General features: G+C 72.3%; 13 protein-coding genes, 2 pseudogenes and 1 riboswitch. Of the genes and pseudogenes, 9 read left to right on the plus strand and 6 right to left on the minus strand.

The annotated features are described in order from the left end of the window. Positions 1 to 53: 53 nt before the first annotated feature. Positions 54 to 683 carry an MBL fold metallo-hydrolase gene (locus ACWBNA_RS10730; protein WP_482704045.1) on the minus strand — a complete coding sequence of 210 codons (630 nt, stop codon included), beginning with the start codon at positions 681 to 683 and terminating at the stop codon, positions 54 to 56. Then, complete coding sequence (locus ACWBNA_RS10735) at positions 683 to 1,771, minus strand: S-(hydroxymethyl)mycothiol dehydrogenase (RefSeq protein WP_482704046.1); 1,089 nt, start codon at positions 1,769 to 1,771, stop codon at positions 683 to 685. Before ACWBNA_RS10735 ends, ACWBNA_RS10730 begins: the two co-directional genes overlap by 1 nt. Before the next feature lie 165 nt (positions 1,772 to 1,936). On the opposite strand from ACWBNA_RS10735, the gene ACWBNA_RS10740 reads away from it, so the two are divergent. Further along, the gene (locus tag ACWBNA_RS10740) at positions 1,937 to 3,691 is read left to right on the plus strand and encodes an ABC transporter ATP-binding protein (RefSeq protein ID WP_482704047.1); all 1,755 of its coding nucleotides are present in this window, start codon (positions 1,937 to 1,939) and stop codon (positions 3,689 to 3,691) included. 13 nt (positions 3,692 to 3,704) lie between these two features. Here the strand turns inward: ACWBNA_RS10740 and ACWBNA_RS10745 are convergent, their stop codons facing one another. After that, positions 3,705 to 4,559, minus strand: a complete 855-nt coding sequence (locus ACWBNA_RS10745) for a (2Fe-2S)-binding protein (RefSeq protein ID WP_482704048.1) — start codon at positions 4,557 to 4,559, stop codon at positions 3,705 to 3,707. A gap of 174 nt (positions 4,560 to 4,733) precedes the next feature. On the opposite strand from ACWBNA_RS10745, the gene ACWBNA_RS10750 reads away from it, so the two are divergent. From ACWBNA_RS10750 to ACWBNA_RS10785, 8 genes are all read left to right on the plus strand, one after another. Continuing rightward, positions 4,734 to 4,943 (plus strand): hypothetical protein, encoded by a 210-nt coding sequence (locus ACWBNA_RS10750; protein ID WP_482704049.1) that lies wholly within the window; start codon positions 4,734 to 4,736, stop codon positions 4,941 to 4,943. 84 nt (positions 4,944 to 5,027) lie between these two features. Beyond that, positions 5,028 to 6,218, plus strand: a complete 1,191-nt coding sequence (locus ACWBNA_RS10755; RefSeq protein WP_482704050.1) for an ATP-grasp domain-containing protein — start codon at positions 5,028 to 5,030, stop codon at positions 6,216 to 6,218. Then, positions 6,215 to 7,945 carry an IucA/IucC family protein gene (locus ACWBNA_RS10760; protein ID WP_482704051.1) on the plus strand — a complete coding sequence of 577 codons (1,731 nt, stop codon included), beginning with the start codon at positions 6,215 to 6,217 and terminating at the stop codon, positions 7,943 to 7,945. Before ACWBNA_RS10755 ends, ACWBNA_RS10760 begins: the two co-directional genes overlap by 4 nt. Next, positions 7,942 to 8,151 (plus strand): hypothetical protein, encoded by a 210-nt coding sequence (locus ACWBNA_RS10765; protein ID WP_482704052.1) that lies wholly within the window; start codon positions 7,942 to 7,944, stop codon positions 8,149 to 8,151. The genes ACWBNA_RS10760 and ACWBNA_RS10765 overlap by 4 nt, the downstream gene beginning before the upstream one ends. After that, a complete protein-coding gene (locus ACWBNA_RS10770; RefSeq protein ID WP_482704053.1) occupies positions 8,151 to 9,884 on the plus strand; it encodes an IucA/IucC family protein in 1,734 nt (577 codons plus the stop codon). The genes ACWBNA_RS10765 and ACWBNA_RS10770 overlap by 1 nt, the downstream gene beginning before the upstream one ends. Beyond that, positions 9,881 to 11,131 carry a type III PLP-dependent enzyme gene (locus ACWBNA_RS10775; protein WP_482704054.1) on the plus strand — a complete coding sequence of 417 codons (1,251 nt, stop codon included), beginning with the start codon at positions 9,881 to 9,883 and terminating at the stop codon, positions 11,129 to 11,131. The genes ACWBNA_RS10770 and ACWBNA_RS10775 overlap by 4 nt, the downstream gene beginning before the upstream one ends. A gap of 264 nt (positions 11,132 to 11,395) precedes the next feature. Then, positions 11,396 to 11,764, plus strand: a complete 369-nt coding sequence (locus ACWBNA_RS10780; protein ID WP_482704055.1) for a nuclear transport factor 2 family protein — start codon at positions 11,396 to 11,398, stop codon at positions 11,762 to 11,764. A 22-nt stretch (positions 11,765 to 11,786) separates the two neighbouring features. Beyond that, positions 11,787 to 11,868: riboswitch (ZMP/ZTP riboswitch) on the plus strand. A gap of 23 nt (positions 11,869 to 11,891) precedes the next feature. Continuing rightward, entirely contained in the window at positions 11,892 to 12,740 is an 849-nt protein-coding gene (locus ACWBNA_RS10785; protein WP_482704057.1) for a bifunctional 5,10-methylenetetrahydrofolate dehydrogenase/5,10-methenyltetrahydrofolate cyclohydrolase, read from the plus strand. Here ACWBNA_RS10785 and ACWBNA_RS10790 read toward each other — a convergent pair. From ACWBNA_RS10790 to ACWBNA_RS10800, 3 genes and pseudogenes are all read right to left on the minus strand, one after another. Next, positions 12,741 to 12,959 (minus strand): annotated as a pseudogene (locus ACWBNA_RS10790) (CU044_5270 family protein); the annotation flags it as partial. Then, a pseudogene (locus ACWBNA_RS10795) lies at positions 12,949 to 13,185 on the minus strand (RNA polymerase sigma factor); the annotation flags it as partial. The pseudogenes ACWBNA_RS10790 and ACWBNA_RS10795, both read right to left, overlap by 11 nt. 175 nt (positions 13,186 to 13,360) lie before the next feature. After that, positions 13,361 to 15,337 (minus strand): ricin-type beta-trefoil lectin domain protein, encoded by a 1,977-nt coding sequence (locus tag ACWBNA_RS10800; RefSeq protein ID WP_482704058.1) that lies wholly within the window; start codon positions 15,335 to 15,337, stop codon positions 13,361 to 13,363. Positions 15,338 to 15,444: the final 107 nt, after the last annotated feature.

Raw genomic sequence — 15,444 nt, forward strand, 5'->3', positions numbered from 1 at the left:
CCTGTCGTCATTGAGGACGAGGTCACCCGGTCGCGCGCTTTTCGGCGGCTTCGTCAGTGGCCGCGGGCGATCCACTCCTGAAGGTGCGGGGCCTCCGCGCCGATGGTCGTCGGGTCGCCGTGACCGGTGAGGACCTTCGTCTCGGGCGGGAGCGCCAGCAGGCGGTCGCGGATCGAGTCGATGATCGTCGGGAAGTGGGAGTAGGAGCGGCCGGTGGCGCCGGGGCCGCCCTGGAAGAGGGTGTCGCCGGTGAAGACCGTGGCGAGGCCCGGGTCGTACAGGCAGACCGCGCCGGGCGCGTGCCCGGGCGTGTGCAGGACGCGCAGGTCGGCGCCGGCGGCCACGATGACCTGGCCGTCCTCCAGCCAGGCGTCGGGGTCCCGGTCCGGGTGGGTCTGCTTCCACAGCGGCAGGTCGTCGTGGTGGAGCCAGATGGTGGCTCCGGTGCGCTCGGCGAGGGCGGGCGCGGCGTCGATGTGGTCGTTGTGGGCGTGGGTGCACACGATGGCGGTCAGCCGGCGGTCGCCGACGGCCTCGGCGATGGCGTCGGCGTCGTGGGCGGCGTCGATGACGATCGCCTCGTGGTCGTCGCCGACGATCCACACGTTGTTGTCGACGTCCCAGGTGCCGCCGTCGAGCGCGAACTGGCCGGAGGTCACGAGGCGTTCGATACGAAGGGCCATCAGAGCACCACCACCGAGCGCAGGACGTCGCCGTGGTGCATGCGCTCGAAGGCCTTCTCCACGTCGGTGATCCCGATCGTCTCGGACACGAACGCCCCCAGGTCCAGGCGGCCTTGCAGGTGCAGGTCGATCAGCATGGGGAAGTCGCGGCTGGGCAGGCAGTCGCCGTACCAGGAGGACTTGAGGGAGCCGCCGCGGCCGAAGACGTCGAGGAGCGGCAGTTCGAGTTTCATCTCGGGGGTGGGCACGCCGACCAGGACGACCGTGCCGGCCAGGTCGCGGGCGTAGAAGGCCTGCTTGTACGTCTCCGGGCGGCCGACCGCCTCGATGACCACGTCCGCGCCGAACCCGCCGGTCAGTTCACGGATCGCCTCGACCGGATCGCTCTCGCGGGAGTTGACGGTGTGGGTGGCGCCCATGGAGCGGGCGGTCTCCAGTTTGCGGTCGTCGATGTCGACCGCGATGATCCTCGCCGCGCCCGCCAGGTTCGCTCCGGCGATCGCCGCGTCCCCGACGCCGCCGCAGCCGATGACGGCGACCGTGTCCCCGCGGCCGACCTGGCCGGTGTTGATCGCGGCACCGATGCCGGCCATCACTCCGCAGCCCAGCAGACCCGCCACCTGCGCCGAGACCGACGGGTCGACCTTGGTGCACTGCCCGGCCGCCACCAGCGTCTTCTCGGCGAACGCCCCGATGCCCAGGGCGGGGGACAGCTCCTGGCCGGTCGAGGCGAGGGTCATCTTCTGCTCGGCGTTGTGGGTGTCGAAGCAGTACCACGGCCGCCCGCGCAGACAGGCCCGGCAACGTCCGCACACCGCACGCCAGTTGAGGATCACGAAGTCACCGGGGGCGACGTCCGTGACTCCCGCACCCACCGACTCGACGACACCCGCCGCCTCGTGCCCGAGCAGGAAGGGGAAGTCGTCGCTGATGCCGCCCTGCTTGTAGTGCAGGTCGGTGTGGCAGACCCCGCAGGCCCGCACCTGCACCACGGCCTCACCGGGACCGGGGTCCGGTACGACGATCGTCTCCAGCCGCACCGGCTCGTCCTTGCCCGGTGCGATCACGCCGCGTACTTCCTGCGCCATGGTGCCGGCCCCTTTCCTCGGCTCGTGTCTGTCCCTGCCCCCGACCCTACGTCTGACTGATCAGTAACGGGACGACATCACGGGGCGACGCCAACGGGGAGGCGCCTCGGGTCGGGGCCGACGTAGCCTGAACGCTCCGCCCGCAGGCAGGCCCCAGGGAGCGTCGTGACCATCGCAGAGACCGAGACCGGGCCGCCCGCGTGGCGGCTGATCCTCGGATACGTACGGCCGCACCGGTGGGCGCTGCTGACGGGCGCCGTGCTCTCGCTCGTCACCGGGGCGACAGGGCTGATGCTGCCGTTGGTGGCGCGGGAGCTGATCGACGACCTGTCGCACGACCGGGCCATCACCGGCTGGCTGGTCCTCATGTCGGGGCTGGTGATCGCCAACGCGGCGCTGGGGGCGCTGGGTTCGTTCGTGCTGCGGCGCACCGCAGAGTCGGTGGTGCTCGGCGCGCGGCGCAGTCTGTCGTCGTACCTGCTGCGACTGCGGATCACGGCTGTGGACCGCAGCGAGCCGGGCGACCTGATGGCCAGGATCACCTCGGACACCACGCTGCTGCGGGAGGTCACCACCGATTCGCTGGTGGGCCTCGGCACCGGCGGGCTCACCCTCGTCGCGACGGTGGTCATGATGGGCCTGGTGGATCCGGTGCTGCTCGGGGTCACGATGGCGGTGATCGCGGGCGCGGGCACGGTCCTCGGGGTGATCGTGCCGCACATCAACAAGGCGAGCCGGCAGGCGCAGGACGCGGTCGGCGTGATGGGAGCCTCGCTGGAGCGGATACTCGGCGCGCTGCGCACGGTGAAGGCGTCCGGCGCCGAACATCGTGAGGAGCGGACGCTGCACGCGGCGGCCGAGGAGTCGTGGCGGCAGAGCGTGCGGGCCGCCAAGTGGTCGGCGGCGGCGGGCAACACGGCGGGCCTGGCCATGCAGATCGCGTTCATCACGGTGCTCGCGGCCGGCGGGGCGCGGGTGGCGACCGGGGCGATCGACGTGGGCACGCTGGTGGCGTTCCTGCTGTTCGTGTTCTACCTGATGTCGCCGATCCAGCAGGTGGTCGGCGCGATCACGCAGTACCAGACGGGCGCCGCTGCCCTCACCCGCATCCAGGAGGCGATGCGGCTGCCCGCCGAGCCCGCGGCGGCGCCCGCGCCGCTGCCCTCCGCGGGTGCGCAGCCTGCGTCCGTCGCCTTCGAGGACGTGCGTTTCCGGTACGCGGAGGATCTGCCGTACGTCCATCACGGGGTGACGTTCACCGTGCCCGCCCGGGGCATGACGGCGTTCGTCGGCCCGTCGGGGGCGGGCAAGACCACCGTCTTCTCGCTCATCGAGCGGTTCTACGACCCGGAGTCCGGGACGGTGACGCTCGACGGCCGGGACCTCGCGGACTGGGATCTGCCCAGCCTCCGTTCCGCCATCGGATACGTGGAGCAGGACGCCCCCGTCCTGTCGGGTTCGCTGCGGGACAACCTGCTGCTGGGCAACCCGGACGCGGACGAGGAGGCCGTCACCCGGGTGGTGAAGACGACCCGGCTCGACGGACTGGTCGCCCGCCTGCCCGCCGGTCTCGACACGCTCGTCGGTCATCGCGGGACCAGGCTGTCGGGCGGTGAGCGCCAGCGGGTCGCCATCGCCCGCGCTCTGCTGCGCCGCCCGCGGCTGCTCCTGCTCGACGAGGCGACGTCGCAGCTGGACGCGGTGAACGAGGCGGCGCTGCGCGACACGGTCGCCGACGTCGCGCGGACGACCACGGTGCTCGTGGTCGCCCACCGGCTGTCGACGGTGACGATGGCCGACCGGATCGTCGTGATGGACGCGGGGCGGGTACGGGCGGTGGGCACTCATCGGGAGTTGGTCGCCGCCGACCCGCTGTACGCGGAGCTGGCCGCCACGCAGTTCCTCGCGACCGCCGGGTGAGCCGCCCGGCCGCTCAGTTCTCCAGGCGGCGCAGCCGTTCCGCGTCGCCGGTGCGCGGGCAGGTCACGCATGCTTCGGCGGGCCGGATCGCGTAGAACATGCAGCAGCCGGCGCGGGTGCGGGTGACGTGCCGTCGGCCGTCGTCGCCCACCAGGTGGCGGAAGCCGGCGCCGGAGGAGTACGGCGGCACGGGGGCCGGCAGGACCTCGGTGGCGGCCCGCAGGGCCTCGCCCTCCTGGCCGAGCATCCGGCCGAGGTACCAGATGCCGGAGACGAGGTCGTCGGAGACCATCCCCCACAGAGTGCGCGCACCGCGTCGTGCCGTCGGGCCGATCGCGGCCAGCAGCGGACGCATGTGATCGGCGACCGCCATCCGCAACGCGGCCCGCAGCTGCTCCTCCTGAGGGAGCGTCAGCACGCCGGGCAGACCGGCCACGGGGTCGCCGGGAAGACAGGCGAGCTCGGTGCCCGGGGTGATCACGTACGTGGCGGAGGCGAGGTCCAGCCGGAGATCCTCGGGCCGGATCCGGGGCACCCGGCGCTCGAGGTACCAGACGCCGCTCATCAGCAGCCCGACGGTCCAGGCGTAGTCGTGCAGTGCGCGGGAGGCGGCGACGTGGCGGCGCGGGGCGGTTCCGTAGCGCTCCTCGATGCGGGCGGCCTCGGCGTCGACGAAGGCGTCGAGAACCTGCTGATCCGACGTCAGTTCCCGTGCCGTCACGCCCCCTTCAGCCGCCGCGTCGCCCGCGCCGTCCGGCTCCTCGACCCGCACGTCGAGCGCTTCGCAGACGCCGGTCAGGCGCCGGTAGGCACCGGACAGGGCGTGGGCGAGGGCACCGTCCGGAGGGGTCTTCAGGGCCACGGACATCGACGCTCCAGGGCAGGGAAATCAGCGGAATCGAGGTAGGCAAGGCTTACCTTATCTGTAAGATCCTGGAGAGGTGATCAAGGGGGTTCCCGTGCACGACCGAAGAAGCCGCACGTCACAGCGGCGCCACAGCCATTTGGTCACCAAAGCAAGCCTCACCTAAGCTCACGCCCCGTGACCGCGACCAGGCACGGACCTCCCTTCCTCGCCCGCCGCGGAGCCGCGATGCTCCGTGCCGCGCCGAGAACCGCCCTCGGCGCCCGCGCCGTGCCCTGGGCCCGGGTGGCCGACGCGCTCGCCGCCCTTCTCGCGCCGGAGCTCACCGGCACCCCGCTGGTCGTCGCGAGCGGCAGCGCGATACGGCACCGCGCCGCCACCGCCTGACCTCTCGCGGTCGGGCCGCAGCCCACGAGCGCGGCCCGCACCCCCTTCGACCCCCCGCCCGCTAGCGGAAGTTCCTGCCCCGTCATGCGCCTGTACCTGCTCGCCCTCAACCCGACCGACTCCGTCACCGAGGGCTTCCTGCCGGCCGCCGCCCGGCTGGGCCTGGACGTCACGGTCCTCACGGACCAGCCCGACGCACACCGTGCCACGTATCCGGACGTGGAGATCCTGGCGTGCGACGTCCGCGACTTCCGGGCCGCGATCACGCGGATCTCCACGCACCACCGGCCCGACGCCGTCTTCACCAACAGCGACCACCTCCAGACCCAGGCCGCCCTGACCGCCGCCTACTTCGGCCTGCCCGGCAAGGACTGGCGGGCCACGCTGCGCACCAAGGACAAGGCCGAGATGCGCCGCCGGCTCGCCTCGGCCGGCCTGGACAGCGTGTGGTCGGCCGAACTCACCGCACCCGCCGCGCTCACCGAAGCCGCCGCACTCGACGCGCCCTACCCCTGCGTGCTCAAGCCGCGCGAAGGCGTGGCCAGCGAGGACGTCGTCCTCGTCGCGAGCGCCGAGGAACTGGTGTCGTGCTCCGAGGAGATCCTGGCGCGGCGCCCGGGTGCCGTGCTGGTCGTGGAGGAGTACCTCCCCGGTGAGCTGTACACACTGGAGACCCTCGGCGACGGCACCGCCCGCCATGTCCTGGGCGGCTTCCACACCGAGCTGTCGCCGCCGCCGTACTTCGTCGAGGAGAGGCTCACCTTCGTCCCGGCGCATCCCGAGCCGGTGGTCGCGCAGGTCCTGGAGCAACTCGACGCGCTGGGCGTCGGGTTCGGCGCCTGCCACACCGAGTTCGTGGTGCACACGGGCCGGGCGCGGATCATCGAGGTCAACTACCGTGCCATCGGCGACCAGTGCGACCTCCTCCTGGCCCGGCTGCTGGAGATACCGCTCTTCGAGCACATCCTGCGCACCCACCTCGGCGAGCCGCTGCCGGCCGACCTGGGCGCCCGTCGCGACGGGGCCGCACGCCTGGAGTACCCGTGCGCCGACCGCCCCGGCACCCTCGTCGGCGCCCCGGCAGCCACCGAACTCGCCGTCGAAGGCGTCCATCTGACGTACCGTCCGCTGCGCGCGGTGGGCGAGCGGCACGAGCTGTACCGCACCAACCGCGACTACCTCGGCGTCCTGCGGGCCACCGGCACCGACCAGTTGACGGTGGACCGCGTCTCGGCCGAGTTCCTGGCCGCCCGGCGCTGGGAGTTCCAGCCGTGACCGCGCCGAGCACCACGGACACCTGCGAGGCGGAACTGCTGACCCGGGTACTGAGCGCCCTGCTGCGCGAGGACGTGGTGGGCCTGCGCACCCGCAGCGCACTCGTGACCCGCCCGGACGGCGACTGGCTGCGGCTGACGACACCGGAAGGTGACGCGCTGCTGCTGCCCGTCGCCGAGGACGGCTACCAGTGCGCGTACGCCGCACGGCTGCCGCTGCTCGTGCGCGACCCGGCCGGCACCGAGCTGACCTCGTACGACAGCGTGCTGGGCGCGCTGCGGGCGCTCGCCGACCCGGAGGACCGGGTCGGCTTCGACGCGTTCGCCGAGGAGTGCCGTCAGACGCTGGCCACACTGCGGCTGCACGCGGCGACCCGGTCGCAGGTGGCCGAGCGGCTGACCGCCCGGTACGGCGCCGACCCGGCCCGCTGGACCGGCCTGACCGCATCCCTGGCGTACGACACGCTCGCCGCCCGGCTCGACCATCCCGTGTACCCCACGGCACGCGGACGCTCGGGACTGAGCGAGGGGCAACTACGCGAGTACGCCCCGGAGTTCCATCCGCGGTTCGCACTGCGCTGGCTCGCCGTGCCGCGCGACGCGGTCGCCCTGACCGGCACACTCCCGCGGTTCTGGCCGACGCCGAACGCGCTCGGTCTGCCCGAGGTGGAGCACACGCACATGGCGCTGCCCGTGCACCCGTCGACCGTCGGCGCCCCGCTCGACGCGGCGCTGCGAGACGCCGGCCTCGCGGACAGCGCCGTGCTCGCCGGCCCGGCCCACCTCGACGTCGTACCGACGCTGTCGATGCGCACGGTGGCGACGGCCGCGGACCCGTCGGTGCACCTCAAACTCCCCTTGGCCACAGCCACGTTGGGCCTGCGCAACAAGCGGTCCATCAAGCCCGGGACGCTCGTGGACGGAGCGGTGGGCCAGCGGCTCCTGGAAGCGGTGATCGCCCGCGAACCCCGTTTCCGGGACACCGTCCTGCACGCCGACGAGACGACGTACGCCCACGCCGGGCACGAACTGCTCGCCGTCCTGTGCCGCCGCTACCCGGCCGGGCTCGACGACGCGGCGGTCGTACCGATGGCGGCACTCCTCGCCGAGGCCCCCGACGGACGGCCGGTCGTCGACCACCTCGCCGACCGCTTCCACGACGGCGATCCGCTCGCCCTCCTCGACGCCTGCCTCACGCTGCTGTTCGACTGGCAGACCACCCTGTTCGGGTACGGCATCGCGCTGGAGTCCCACCAGCAGAACATCTCACTGGTCCTGCGCCGGGGCAGCGTGCGGCTGCTGTTCAAGGACAACGACGGTCCCCGGGTCAACACCGAGCGGCTGGACGCCCTGCTCCCGGGGCCGTGGGCCTTCGACGACGAGCGGACCTTCGGCCTGGGCGACGGAGCGGTCGCGGACCTGTTCGCCACCATCACCGTCCATCTGTGCGCGGGTGCCTACGCGTTCGGGCTGGCCCGGCGGGGTCGCGCCCCGCTGCCCGCGCTGCTGGGGCTGGTACGGGACCGGCTGGCGGAGGCGGTGGACCGGCTCGGCGGGGAGAGGGGGGCCGTGCTGCGCGCCCGGGTCCTGGACGCGCCGACCTTGCCGGTGAAGGCGATGGTGACCGCCGGGACGCTGCTGACCAAGGAGCGTTCGGGCGCCGCCGACATCAACAAGCACTACACCACCGGCCCCAACTACCTTCGCTCCGCTCCGGGTTCGGCATGAGCGCCGAGGCCCCGCGGATGCCGCGCTCCTCGTTCGGCCGGGGCCGGGTGCACGCGGTGGCGGGCTGCTGCTTCGTGGCGTCCTTCGTGGCGCCCGCCCCGCCGCCGTATCCCGGCCCGGCCGCACCGGTGCCCACCGGCGGCGCCGTCGCCGTCCTCGCTGTCACCCTCCCCCCGCTGAAGTTCCGCACCCGCTGGAGCCGTTGATGTCCTTGCTGACCCACTCACCCGCCCGCACCGCCGCCCCCGCGGGACTGCCCACCGCCGACGAGGTGGTGGCCCACACCCTCCTGAACTGCCTGTTGCGTGAGGTGTCCGGCCCCGAGCACCAGTGCGTCGTCTCCGACGGCCGTCTGCTGCTGCGGCTGCCGCGCCGCGGGGTCCTGCTGCGCGTCGCCCTGCGCCGCAGCTCGCTGCTCGGCGCGCACCGGTTCACCGGCCCGGTGAGCGAGCAGAGCGAGGGCGGCTGGACAGAGCTGGACTGGCGACGCCTGGCCGAGTACACGCACGACGAGCTGTGGCTGCGCACCGGCGTGCGCAACGAGGAGTTCCTGGAGCAGATCGCCTCCAGCCACCAGACCGTCAGGGCCTCCCTGAACACCGTACGAGCCGAGCCGGCCCCCGACGACCGTCTCTCGGCGTACCTCGCGTCCGAGCAGTCGCTGCTGTTCGGGCACCGCTTCCACCCCACGCCCAAGGCCCGCACCGGCGACCCCCGCGCCTGGTCCGCGTACGCCCCCGAGGCCGGAGCCACGTTCCCGCTGCGGCACCTCGCCGTCCGCACCCACCTGATCGCCGAGGAGTACACCGACCCCGCGGCCGTCGCCCCGCTGGACCGGCAGCGCGCGGACGTCCCGGACGGCTACCGGCTGCTGCCCGCCCACCCCTGGCAGTACGAGACGCTCAGCGAGCACCCGGCCCTGCGCGCGGCCCTCGCCGACGGCGACGTCCTCGACCTCGGGCCGGGCGGACGGCCCTTCGCCGCCACCGCGTCCGTGCGCACCCTCTACGACGGCCGGACGTTCCTGAAGTTCAGCCTGAACGTGCGGATCACCAACTGCCTGCGCAAGAACAGCAGTTACGAGCTGTCCGGCGCCGTCGCCCTCACCCGCGCCCTGGCCCCGGCACTCGCCGACCTCGCCCGGCGCTTCCCCGCCGGCGCCGTGCTCCGCGAGCCCGCCTACCGCACCCTCGCCCTGCCCGGCCCCGACGGGACACCGGATCGCGCGCTGTTCGAGGGCTTCGGCGTCATCGTCCGCGAAGGACTGCCGCGCCGGCTCGCTCCGGGCACCACTCCCCTGCTCGCCGGTGCCGTCGCCGACGAGTACCCGACCGGCCCCGCCCACATCTCCCGCCTCCTCGACGGCGCGGACGAACAGCGGGCCCTCGCATGGTGGTCGGCCTACCTCGGCCTCCTCGTGCCGCCCGTCCTGGCCGCCTACTTCGATCACGGCCTGGTCCTGGAACCGCACCTGCAGAACGTCCTGATCTGCGTCGACGGCGACGGCATGCCCGCCCAGGTCCTCTTCCGCGACCTGGAGGGCACCAAGCTCGTCCCCGAGCACCACGCGGAGGTCCTGGCCGCCCTGCCTGCCGAGGTCGCGGGCCCGATGACGTACGACGCCCAGCGCGGCTGGGACCGGGTCGTGTACTGCCTGCTGGTCAATCATGTCGCCGAGCTGCTCGCCGCCCTCGCGGACCTCCATCCACGGGCCGAGGCCGAACTGTGGGGCCGGGTGCGGGACACCCTGCGGGCGTACGCCGACCGCAGCGGTTGTCCGCCGCGCCTGGCCGCCCTGCTCGCCGGGGTGCCGCTGCCCGCCAAGGCCAACCTGCTCACCCGCTGGGAGCGCAAGGCCGACCGGGAGGCCGGATACGTCCGGCTGCCGTCCCCCCTCGTCGAGGACATCCTGCGCGACCCGGCCGGGAGCATCCGATGACCGACCCGACGCCCGCGGTCCACGACCGCGCCCTCTCGCTTCCCTCCACCGAACTCCCGGCCTATGTCTACGACTTGGCGGCACTGCGCGCCCACGCCACCACCGTGCGCGAAGCCCTCCCCGAGCGCGTCGAGCTGTACTACGCCGCCAAGGCCAACCCCGAACCGGAGATCCTCGCCGCCCTCGGTCCGTACGTCGACGGCTACGAAGTCTCCTCGGGCGGCGAACTCGCCCATGTCGCCGAGGCGGTCCCGGGCCGCCCGCTCGCCATCGGAGGCCCCGGCAAGACGCCGGACGAGGTGACGGCCGCGCTGGAACGGGGCGTCGAACGCTTCCACGTGGAGAGCGCGTACGAACTGCGCATGCTGGCCGAGCTGGCGCGACGGTACGCGCCGGGGCGGCGGGTGGCGGTGCTGCCGCGCGTCAACCTGCCCGTCCCCGACGGTTCGTTGGCGGGCAGTTCACTGGCGATGGGAGGGCGGCCGACGCCCTTCGGCATGGACCCCGCGCAAGCTGTCGAAGCCGTCCACGCACTCACCGACGGCACCTATCCCCACCTCGAACTGCGGGGCGTGCACGCCCACTTGGCGAGCGGCCTGGAAGCGGCCGAGCAACTGGCAGTGGCCGAGACCGTCGTCTCGTGGGCGACGGGCCTCGGCGTGCCGATCGCCGAGGTGAACGTCGGCGGCGGCATGACCGTCGACTACGCCCACCCGGAGCGCCGCTTCGACTGGGCCGCCTACGGCAAGGGCCTCGCCCGGCTGACCGAGGCGCACCCGGGCCTGACGCTGCGGACGGAGCCGGGGCGGGCGCTGACGGCGTACTGCGGCTGGTACGTCACTCAGGTGCTGGACGTGAAGCACAGCCACGGCGAGGAGTTCGCCGTCGTGGGGGGCGGCACCCACCATCTGCGGACCCCGGCGACGAAGGGGCACGACCAGCCCTGCTCCGTACTGACGGTGGACGCCTGGCCGCACCCGTGGCCACGGCCGGTGGCGGAGGGCGAGCGGATCACCGTGGCCGGACAGCTGTGCACACCGAAGGACGTGCTGGCACGACATGTGCGCGCTCCCGGGCTGAGAGCCGGGGACCGGGTGGCGTTCGCGCTGGCGGGTGCCTACGCCTGGAACATCTCGCATCACGACTTCCTGATGCACCCGCGGCCCGGCTTCCACTTCCTCGACGCCGGCAACGAGAACGAGAACGAGGTCCGGGCCGAGGGCAAGGTCGAGGCAGAGGTCGAGTGACATCGGGCAACGGAAAGGGCCGCCCGGTCACGGGCGGCCCTGGACGGTGCGCGGGTGCCTGGCTGAGGCCGGGCAGCACGTTCGTGACCGGGCGACCAGATCGGTGAGCCGGTGCAGCTCGTTCAGGCGCGGCCGCCACCACTCACCCGTCAGCCGCAGCGCGCGGACTGCGCTTGCCGACCCCGCCGGGGCGGAGGAGTCTCGAAGGGAGAGGCCCCTCGCGGCCCGCTCCTCGCCGGGCCGCGGCCTTCGAAGGAGGTCACCATGGGCAGTGCGGCACGCTCCGGGTTCGACGCCGAAACCCTGCGCCGGGCCATTGAAGGACACACTGCGGCGAGTCTTCTGTCGCTCTACGCGGACGACGCGGAGATACGCGTCGTGGACCGCAACACCCAGCCCAGCAACCCCAAGGTCCTGCACGGCCGGGACGAGATCAGCGAGATGCTCGAGGACGTGTACAGCCGCGACATCAAGGCGCACAAGCTCGAACAGTGCCTCGTCCAGGAGGACCGCGTCGCCTTCACCGAGAGCTGCGAGTACTCCGACGGGGTACGCGTGTTCGCCGAGTCGATGATGTCGCTGCGGGACGGGAAGATCGTCGAACAGACCATGATCCAGGCCTGGGACGAGTAGCCGGGAGCCGGAGGTTACGCTGATGGCGGGCCGTGACTGGCGCTGAGGTGGAGCACCACCGGGGAGCGGCCCGCGAGCAGCTGCCGTGCGCCTGGGCCATCCCGTCGACTCAGCTCAGGAGTGGATCATGTCTCAGGCCCGGCTCATGGACGGCACCGCGCTCGCCCGGCGCATCCTGGAGGACACCGCCAAGCGGGCGGCCGACCTCACCGCACGCACCGGGCAGGCGCCCTGCCTGGCAACCGTACTGGTCGGGGAGGACCCCGCCTCCGTCACCTACGTCCGCATGAAGCGGAACCGCTGCCGCACGGCCGGTATCGAGTCGCGGCACGTGGCGCTGCCCGCCGCCACCACCACCGAGGAACTGGTCGGCACACTGCGGTCCCTGTCGGACGACCCCTCCGTGCACGGCATCCTGCTCCAGCACCCGGTGGGGGCGCACGTGGACGAACGGGCCGCGTTCGAGGCGATCGCGCCCGAGAAGGACGTCGACGGCGTCACCTTCGCCTCCTTCGCCACCATGAGCTTCGGCCTGCCGGGCTTCGTGTCCTGCACGCCCGGCGGGATCATGCGACTGCTCGACGAGTACGACGTCGACCCGGCCGGCCGGCGGGCCGTGGTCGTCGGCCGCAGCGCGATCCTCGGCAAGCCGGTCGGCATGCTGCTGCTCGCCCGCGACGCGACCGTCACCTACTGCCACTCCCGCACCCGGGACCTGTCCGCGGCCGTCCGCGAGGCGGACATCGTGGTCGCCGCCGTGGGCCGGCCGCGACTGATCCGCGGCCAGGACATCAAGCCCGGCGCCGTGGTCGTCGACGCCGGATACAACGCCGGGAACGTCGGCGACGTCGACTTCGAGTCCGCCGCGGAACGGGCCTCGCTGATCACGCCGGTGCCGGGCGGCGTCGGACCGATGACGATCGCCACCCTGCTGGAGCAGACCGTGGACGCCGCCACCCGGCAACTCGGGCAGTGATCAGCGCGTCCACGCGCTGTACTCCATGACGTCGCCCGCCCGGACGCCGTACTCGGGCTCGTCGACCGTGAAGGTGGCCTCCAGCCCGAGGACGGCACCGGTGGCCTGCTCCATGATCAGCATCCGGCGGGCGCCGTCCCCGTCGTCCACGTACGCCTGACCGCGCCGGCCGAGACGGTCGGTGACCTGACCGACCGGCCGCAGCCCCTCGACGGCGGCGCCCGTGGCCGCGTACGGCGTTGGCCGGGCAGTTGCGTGCCACGCCGTACAGCCAGGGCAGTGGGGACACCGGCAGGTCGGCCCGGCGGCGTCAGGCGACCGTGAACACCTCGGCCACCACTTCCTCCACCTCGCTGGTCCGCCCGTCCAACCACCGCGCGACGTAGCGGCTGACCGCCCAGTAGTGCTCGCGACAGGCAGCGGCGAAGCTTTCGTCGTTGCTCATGTTCCGTTCGTGTCCGGCACCTTCGTGATCGTCACACCCGTCCTTCGTGACCCTCGTCGCTCGCTACGACATCGAGGGGCAATTCTTTCCGGCCCGTGCGGCGCCGCCTGCCGGCCTACTGGCCTGGCGGGCGGCGCCGCGGTGGTGTCGCGGGGGTGTCTCGCCCGGGCGGGTGCTAGGTCAGCGTCCACTTCTGGTTGTCGCCGCCGTTGCACGACCACAGCACGAGCAGCGAGCCGTTGGCCGTGCCGTTGTTGTTCGCGTCGAGGCAGAGACCGGCGTTGACGTTGGTGAGGGTGCCGTCACTGTTCACGTTCCACTGCTGGTTGCTCTGGCCGTTGCAGTCCCAGATGACGACCTTGGTGCCGTTGGTGGTGCCGCGGTCGTAGGCGTCCAGGCACTTGTTGCCGTACACCACGAGTTCCTTGCGGGAGGTGTAGGCCCAGGACTGGTTGGGGCCGCCGTTGCAGTCCCACAGTTCGGCCTGGGTGCCGTTGGTGATGGTGTTGTCGTAGATGTCGAGGCAGCGGCCGGACTGCTTGCCGACGGCGAGGGTGCCGTTCGCGCCGGGCAGGGGCCGGACGGTGATCGAGTCGATGCCGGACGCTCCCGAGAAGGCGAGCGTGTTGGCGGAGCCCTTGGACAGGGAGGCCGCGACGGAGATCGTGCCGGGGCTCGATCCGGTCGGCGGGAAGGAGACCTTGGTCGGCGTCTGGCCGTTGACCTGCAGGGTGGCCGTGCGGGCGGTGGAGGTGTTGTTGGTGTAGGAGACGTCGACGGTCTTCAGGCCCGTGCTGCCGGCGACCACGCCGGTGAAGCCCGACGTGCCGGTGTACGTGCTGCTCGCCGCCTCGGTGCCGCCGGTGACCGTGAGCATCACCGAGCCGCCCGCCGGGACGCTCGTCGTGTAACTCGTGCCGTACGTACCGACGTCGGCGCGCGCCCACAGGTCACGGACGGTGGCGTTGGCGTTGGTCAGGCCCAGGTCCGACCAGCGCACGGTGATGTTCCTGGCGGCGGAGGTGCGGTTGAGCAGGACGACCGCGCGGTTGCCGGCGCCGGACAGGACCTTGCCGTAGACCTGCGCCCCGGTGGTGTCCTCGGCGACCTCGACGCCCTGGAGGCCGCGCGCGTCCTGGTCGACCGCGATGACCTCGGGGTTCTTCAGGATCCCGGCGGTCTCCGCGGTCATGGTGGCCAGGTTGTTGCCGGCCAGGAGCGGGGCGCCGGAGATCGCCCACAGGTTCATGTGGGTGCGGTTCTGGGCCGCGGTGAAGCCGTCCATGCCCACCATCAGCATGTCCGGGTCGTTGTAGTAGCCGGTGTGCTGGCCGGTGGGGTGCACGTTCCTGTCGTAGTTGGCCAGCAGGTTGGTCATGGACGGCTTGTTGCCGAAGAGGATGATGTCGTCGTTGGTCCGCCACATCGCGCCCTGCCCCGGGGCCCAGTTCCACGGGTTCTGCCTGCCCCAGTTGCACAGCGACAGGGTCATCGGGCGGCCCGTGGTCGCCGTGGCCTTCGTGATCGCGTCACTGATGGCCTGGTACGTCGTCTTCGCGTCGAGGCCCTCGACGTCGCCGCCGCACCAGTCGACCTTCACGAAGTCGAAGCCCCACTTCGAGAACTGGAGCATGTCCTGGTCGTAGTGGCCCTCGCTGCCCGAGCCGGGTGCGGCGGGCCGGCCCGTCGGGAAGTAGTAGCCGCAGCCGTCCTTGCCGGCGTCGGTGTAGATGCCCGCCTTCAGGCCCTTGCTGTGGATGTAGTCGGCGATGGCCTTCATGCCGCCCGGCCACTCGGTCTCGTCGATCGTGATGTTGCCGGCGGCGTCCCGGGTGCCCTGCCACCAGCCTTCGTCGATGTTGATGTACTTGTACCCGGCCGCGGGCAGGCCCGCCGCGACGAACGCGTCGACCTGCTGCTTGATCACGTTGTAGTCGATCTTCGCGGCGAAGCTGTTCCAGGAGGCCCAGCCCATCGGGGCGGTGCTCACCGGTATCTGACGGGTCGTCGCCGCCTGCGCCAGGGTCGGCTGGGCGAACAGCAGCGCGGCGGTCGCCGTCAGGGCGAGGACGAGGGCACGGACGGCGGTGGCTCTGCAGAACTGCGCGAGACCTCTGAGGGTCGGGCGGGATGATCGCGGCGGGGGGTACATGCGGCTCCTTCATGCGGGAGGAACCCGAATACGGTCGATATCTCGAACCAAGATCGGTGTTCCGAACACTGTGCGCGCCGAACGTAGGGCCAGCGGGGAGTCAAGTC

The organism is Streptomyces sp. Q2 (assembly GCF_056820935.1).

Excerpts from the sequence above, each read along its gene's own strand:
- ACWBNA_RS10730 (WP_482704045.1), bottom strand. The coding sequence starts at position 683 with ATGGCCCTTCGTATCGAACGCCTCGTGACCTCCGGCCAGTTCGCGCTC.
- ACWBNA_RS10735 (WP_482704046.1), bottom strand. The coding sequence starts at position 1,771 with ATGGCGCAGGAAGTACGCGGCGTGATCGCACCGGGCAAGGACGAGCCG.
- ACWBNA_RS10745 (WP_482704048.1), bottom strand. The coding sequence starts at position 4,559 with ATGTCCGTGGCCCTGAAGACCCCTCCGGACGGTGCCCTCGCCCACGCC.
- ACWBNA_RS10755 (WP_482704050.1), top strand. The coding sequence starts at position 5,028 with ATGCGCCTGTACCTGCTCGCCCTCAACCCGACCGACTCCGTCACCGAG.
- ACWBNA_RS10765 (WP_482704052.1), top strand. The coding sequence starts at position 7,942 with ATGAGCGCCGAGGCCCCGCGGATGCCGCGCTCCTCGTTCGGCCGGGGC.
- ACWBNA_RS10770 (WP_482704053.1), top strand. The coding sequence starts at position 8,151 with ATGTCCTTGCTGACCCACTCACCCGCCCGCACCGCCGCCCCCGCGGGA.
- ACWBNA_RS10775 (WP_482704054.1), top strand. The coding sequence starts at position 9,881 with ATGACCGACCCGACGCCCGCGGTCCACGACCGCGCCCTCTCGCTTCCC.
- ACWBNA_RS10780 (WP_482704055.1), top strand. The coding sequence starts at position 11,396 with ATGGGCAGTGCGGCACGCTCCGGGTTCGACGCCGAAACCCTGCGCCGG.
- ACWBNA_RS10785 (WP_482704057.1), top strand. The coding sequence starts at position 11,892 with ATGTCTCAGGCCCGGCTCATGGACGGCACCGCGCTCGCCCGGCGCATC.
- ACWBNA_RS10800 (WP_482704058.1), bottom strand. The coding sequence starts at position 15,337 with ATGTACCCCCCGCCGCGATCATCCCGCCCGACCCTCAGAGGTCTCGCG.